This is a genomic window from Armatimonas sp., assembly GCF_031410135.1.
In the GTDB taxonomy this organism is placed as follows: Bacteria; Armatimonadota; Armatimonadia; order Armatimonadales; family Armatimonadaceae; genus Armatimonas.
The window spans coordinates 1-5,430 of sequence record NZ_JANNYP010000023.1 but is presented as its reverse complement, the minus strand read 5'-3'; the positions used below and the strand labels follow the sequence as shown (position 1 = coordinate 5,430).

Here is a 5,430-nt window from a genome sequence, read left to right as displayed (position 1 = left end):
CTGCACCCACTCGAAGTAGCTCACCGTGACGCCGCCCGCGTTGGCGAGCACATCAGGGACGACGATAATTCCCTTGTCGTTGAGAATTTTATCCGCCTCGGGGGTGGTAGGGCCGTTGGCTCCTTCAATAATGTAGCGGGCTCTCACTCTTGAGGCGTTTTCTCCCGTGATCTGGTTCTGGAGCGCGGCAGGAATGAGCAAGTCCACGGGCAGTAGCAGAAGCTCCGCCGGGTCGAGAGGCTCGGACTCAGGGAAGCCGACCACCGTGCCCGTTTTCTTGATCCAGTCTTCGAGGTCGAGGATATCGAGCCCGTCCTTGTGGTAGATCGCGCCCTGCACATCCGAGACGGCCTGAATTTTACAGCCCGAGCGGTAAAAGAGCTTCGCTGCGGCGGCTCCGACGTTGCCAAAACCCTGCACGGCAACAGTGGAGTCGGGGAGCTGGTTGCTACGGGAGAGTAGTGTCTCACGGGCGACCGTCACGACACCGCGCCCTGTGGCCTCGATGCGTCCTTCGGAGCCACCAATGGCGATGGGTTTGCCGGTGACAACAGCGGGAACCGTGGTGCCTTTGAGCATGGAGTAAGTGTCCATGATCCAGGCCATGGTCTGTCCATTGGTGCCCATATCGGGGGCGGGGATGTCTTTATCCGGCCCCAACAAAATGGCGATCTCGGTGGTGTAGCGGCGCGTTAAATCCTCCAGCTCGGCAGCATTGAGCTGCCTGGGATCGCAGGCGACTCCGCCTTTTGCGCCCCCAAAGGGTAGGTTTACCACCGCGCACTTGATGGTCATCCAAAACGCCAGCGCTTTTACTTCGCTGATATCCGTGTCGGGATGGTACCGAATCCCGCCCTTGGCCGGGCCGCGTGTGAGGTTGTGGTGCACACGGTAGCCCGTGAACATCTTAATCGAGCCGTCGCGCATCGTGACGGGAAAGTGTACCGTCAGCTCGCGCTTGGGTTGTTTCAAAACTTCGTGGACATTAGGATCAAGATTGATCTTCTCGGCGACGGCGGCAAGCTGCTGCTGCGCCATTGCAAAGCTATCTAGGTGTTCGCTCATGCCTAGATTATGGCATAAAAAAGGCTTACGCTAATGTCGCGTAAGCCTGAACGAAAAAAGAGTTTGCTCTACTGAAGCCGAATATCACTCAGAGCATCTACGGGCAGGCCAAAGGTATTCCACCAGTTCGTATCTGTTCGAACGATCAGTCCCACTGCCCGCTGATTTTTCCAGCTAACATGGCCATCTGCCCAGATTAAGTTCGAGCCACCGTTATGACGGGCGTTGCTAGGCTCGCTGACGGCGGCGACAGTAGTGGGATACTGCCACCAGGTGGCTCCACTCCAACCTGCGACTGCGATGCGGCGTGGCTCGTTGAATAGTAGATAGACACTGTCTCCCATAAGAGGCGTCTCTGCCACGCGGCTTAACGAGGCCTGCGCGATAGGGGCAAGAGCGGTCCCAGCAGTATGGGCTGTGTGTCCGACACGTCCGACGATCCACTCATTGGCTCCGATGGAGCGATCTGGGAGACGGAAGGTACGCCCTGCCACGACGACATTTGTGGTGGTCATGACTTTTCTTTCCGGGCATTCGAAGACTTGTAAGTTTTTCTGATAAGGATCCAGGTGAATCATCCAGGAGGTGAGAAATGCAGTCACACCCGCACCATACGAAAAGTTATTGACGGGGTAGGTCTCATCATAGTCTTGCGTGTACATCATTGTTGCCAAGGCAATCTGTTTTTGATTCGAGAGACAGGCAGTCTGGCGAGCTTTGGCGCGGGCCTGGGCAAAGACGGGGAAGAGAATGGCGGCGAGAATCGCGATAATGGCGATAACGACAAGAAGTTCGATCAAGGTAAAGCCCGCAGAGCGGGTAAAAGCACGTTTCATAGGTGTTTTTCTTTCTGTCTTTTAAGAGTAGAGCTGCGTAGGATAAGCTCGACGGGGAGCAGCTCCAAGCTCCCGTCGGGTGGGTTTTCGGCAGCCTGTGCGATGAGGCGCTCAGCAGCGCGTTGCCCCATAGCGTGGAGAGGTTGCCGAATGGTGGTGAGTGGCGGGTAGACGAGTCGTGCGGAAACGGGGTCGTCGAAGCCCACCACGGAGATGTCTTCAGGGACGCGGTAGTGCGCCTCGCGGAGGGCATTGAGAACATCGAGTGCAATAAAGTAGCCCGCCGCAAAGACGGCCGTCGCCCCTTGCCTGACTGACTCCAGTAGCGTCTCTTTTTCTTTGCAGCTCAGCCGCCAGAACTCTTGAGCGGAGTGCTCTGAAGTCTCTACATCATGCAACGCTGCCTCGGCCTGGAAACCGGCGATGCGGTCACGTGTGTTGGCCGTCTCGGGCTCGGCATAGACAAGCGCGATTTTCTGGTGTCCGAGGCCCGCTAGGTGTGCCACCACGCGACGTGCCGCTCCCGTGTTATCCGAATCTACAGCTTCCAGAGCGAGTCCCGGCCAGTGTGCTCCCACTACCACAGCGGGGCGCTTGGTACGGGCTAGCTTTTCCAGTGACGCAGCAGCGCTCTCGCGGGGGGCAATGATGAGAAGACCGTCGGCCTGCGGAAGGCTTGCGTCGGTGAAGGCATTCGGGCAGAGGACAAGCTCGACACTCGAACCCAATGTCTCCGTGATGCCCTGGTAGAGGCCGCCGTAGTAGTCCGAGCCCAAAATATTGGCCGCACTCGCGCCAAAAGCCAGCACCACGCGGCGCAGCCCGGCAGGCGGTGGTTTCGGCGCAACAAACGTCCCTCGTCCCACGGTTCGGGTGACCCAGCCCTCGGTTGCCAGCGCCTGCACCGCCCGATGAACCGTGAGCTTCGCGACCCCCAGCTCGGCGGCCAGCTCTAGCTCCGGTGGCACCTTCTCGCCCGATTTCCAGTGCCCCGCACGAATCAGCCCGAGCAGGCGCTCGTAGACCTGCTGGTGTCGTGGGGTGGTTTGGGTAAGATCAAGGGGGGACAACATTGTGATTTCGATTAGTATATACCAATAAGGGGGACTCTGCCAGTTTTCGATGGTAACAATCTCATATTGGTAGACGAGGACTTTACCTGAAGTATACTAGTGCCTGTGATCGAACTCGAAAACCCTCTTCTTACGTCTCTGAATCCCGTTCAGCGCGAAGCTGTGCTGCATACCGAAGGCCCGCTCTTGATCTTTGCAGGCGCGGGCTCCGGCAAGACGCGCGTTCTGACGCATCGCATTGCCCTCTTAATCCAGTATCTCGGGGTCCGTCCTCGCAATATCCTCGCGGTCACGTTTACCAATAAAGCCGCCAAAGAGATGCGTCTGCGTTTAGAGAAGCTTCTGGGCGAGGGAATCTCCAAAGAGATGTGGGTAGGGACGTTCCACTCGACCTGTGCTCGGCTGCTCCGTGAGAACGGAGCGAGCATCGGCCTAGAGCGCGACTTTGTGGTCTACGACGACGACGACCAGATGACCCTGATGAAGGAGTGTCTGCATCAATTAAATCTCGACGATAGGCAGTATGCCCCGCGTGCCGTGCTCTCGCTGATCTCCCGCGCCAAAGAGAAGCTCATCCAGCCGGAGGATTTCTCGAAGCACTTCTCCGGCCAGTTCGAGAATGTCGTCGGGCGGCTCTTCACGCTCTACCAAGAGAAGCTCACGATGAATCGTGCGCTAGATTTTGATGATCTGATCGGGAAAGCTGTGCGCATGCTCCAGCAGCGCGAGGATGTACGCGAGCGCTACCAAAGCAAGTTCCGCTATGTCTTGGTGGATGAGTACCAAGACGTCAACCATGCCCAATATAAGCTTACGCAGCTACTCTCGGGAGGGCATAATAATTTATGCGTGGTGGGAGACGATGACCAGGGAGTTTATGGGTGGCGAGGCGCGGATATTCAGATTATTTTGGACTTTGAAAAAGACTATCCCAATGCAGAAATTATTAAGCTTGAACAAAACTACCGCTCGACGAAAACGATCCTCGATACATCTTACGATGTGATCTCGAAGAATAAAGGCCGGAAAGACAAGAAGCTCTGGACGGATAATAACGAGGGCGAGGCAATCCGGCTCTTAGAGGCAATTAACGAGCAAGAAGAGGCGGTCTATGTCGCCACCGTGATCCGTGAGGCCCTGGACGCGGGCGAGCGGAAGCTCTCGGAGTTTGCGGTTCTGTATCGCACCAATGCCCAGAGCCGTATGCTGGAAGAGGTCTTTATCAACCACCGGATTCCTTACACGATCATTGGGGGCCTGCGCTTCTACGAGCGCAAGGAGATCAAGGACTTACTCTCGTATCTGAAAGTCATTCATAACCCGTTTGACTCAATTGCTCTCAAGCGCATTATCAATGTCCCGGCGCGTGGGATTGGGGCGGGGACGTGGGCCAAGCTGGAGGAGCGGGCGCTGGCGCTGAACTGCACGATCTGGGAGGCACTGGCGGATATTAACGCGCTGGGGCTCAAGCCGAGCCTCAAGAAAGCCGTCGAGAGCTTCTTGGCGCTGCTCATGCACCTCCGAAGCGAGCGGGAGACGCTCTCGCTCACCAAGCTCACCGAGCGCCTGATCGAAGAAACGGGCTACGTGCGGGACTTGGAGCGCGAGAAAACCGTGGAGTCCCAGAGCCGCGTGGAGAATGTCCAGGAGCTTCTCTCGGTGACCCAGCAGTTTGAGGAGAGCACGGAAGACCCGTCGCTGCGGGCCTTTCTGGAGCAGACCGCGCTGATCGCCGATGTGGATAAGCTCGGGGAGGGCGGCGTGGAGTGTGTGGTAATGATGACCCTCCACTCCGCGAAAGGGCTGGAATTTCCCGTGGTCTTTCTGATCGGGATGGAGGAGGGGATCTTCCCGCACTTCCGCTCGCTCCAGAGCGACTCATCTATTGAGGAAGAGCGCCGCCTGGCCTACGTGGGCATCACGCGGGCGCAGCAGGAACTCTATCTGACGTTTGCTACCCGCCGCACCATCTTTGGTAATGTGAGCTTCAACCCGCCCTCGCGCTTCCTGCGTGACATCGCCATCGAGCGCCTCGCCATTCCGCAGGGGGCACGGCTCCCCAGCTTCCTCAAGAGCAAGCAACGCGAGCTTGCCAGCACCCCACAAACAAGCCCCCTGCCCCCCGCAAGCGAGGGAACTTTAAGGAATCCGATTCCTTCTGTTCCCCCCACGCGTGGGGGCCAGGGGGCTGGCATCGGAGCCGCAGCGTTTCGGCCTGGGGAGAAAGTCAAGCACGCTGTCTTTGGCCAAGGCGTCGTGATCTCGTGCACGGGCAACGGCGATGAGGCACAAGTGTCGGTGGCGTTCCCCAATGTGGGAATTAAGAAACTCGTGGCGGGTTACGCGCGGCTGGAGAAAGTTTGAACCCATCCCCCTGGCCCCCTTCCCTCTACGAAGGAAGGGGGAGGGAAGGGGGTTCTATTGCCCAGCAGGTGTGGTCGGCTTGCGGGGGAGCT

4 protein-coding genes are annotated in these 5,430 nt (G+C 57.9%); 1 reads left to right on the top strand and 3 read right to left on the bottom strand.

Annotated features, from left to right (window positions below):
* From RMO15_RS00905 to RMO15_RS00895, 3 genes are all read right to left on the bottom strand, one after another.
* Nucleotides 1–1,065 (bottom strand): Glu/Leu/Phe/Val dehydrogenase (locus RMO15_RS00905; RefSeq protein ID WP_309706977.1); only part of this gene is annotated, 1,065 nt, incomplete at its 3' end.
* A gap of 68 nt (nucleotides 1,066–1,133) precedes the next feature.
* Nucleotides 1,134–1,901, bottom strand: a complete 768-nt coding sequence (locus RMO15_RS00900) for a DUF1559 domain-containing protein (protein ID WP_309706975.1) — start codon at nucleotides 1,899–1,901, stop codon at nucleotides 1,134–1,136.
* The gene (locus RMO15_RS00895) at nucleotides 1,898–2,974 is read right to left on the bottom strand and encodes a GntR family transcriptional regulator (protein WP_309706972.1); all 1,077 of its coding nucleotides are present in this window, start codon (nucleotides 2,972–2,974) and stop codon (nucleotides 1,898–1,900) included. Before RMO15_RS00895 ends, RMO15_RS00900 begins: the two co-directional genes overlap by 4 nt.
* Before the next feature lie 105 nt (nucleotides 2,975–3,079).
* On the opposite strand from RMO15_RS00895, the gene pcrA reads away from it, so the two are divergent.
* A complete protein-coding gene (gene pcrA, locus RMO15_RS00890) occupies nucleotides 3,080–5,338 on the top strand; it encodes a DNA helicase PcrA (protein WP_309706971.1) in 2,259 nt (752 codons plus the stop codon).
* The last annotated feature ends 92 nt before the right edge of the window (nucleotides 5,339–5,430 follow it).

What these genes read in the sequence shown, in the direction of transcription:
- RMO15_RS00900 (WP_309706975.1), bottom strand. Translation starts at nt 1,901, where the DNA reads ATGAAACGTGCTTTTACCCGCTCTGCGGGCTTTACCTTGATCGAACTT.
- RMO15_RS00895 (WP_309706972.1), bottom strand. Translation starts at nt 2,974, where the DNA reads ATGTTGTCCCCCCTTGATCTTACCCAAACCACCCCACGACACCAGCAG.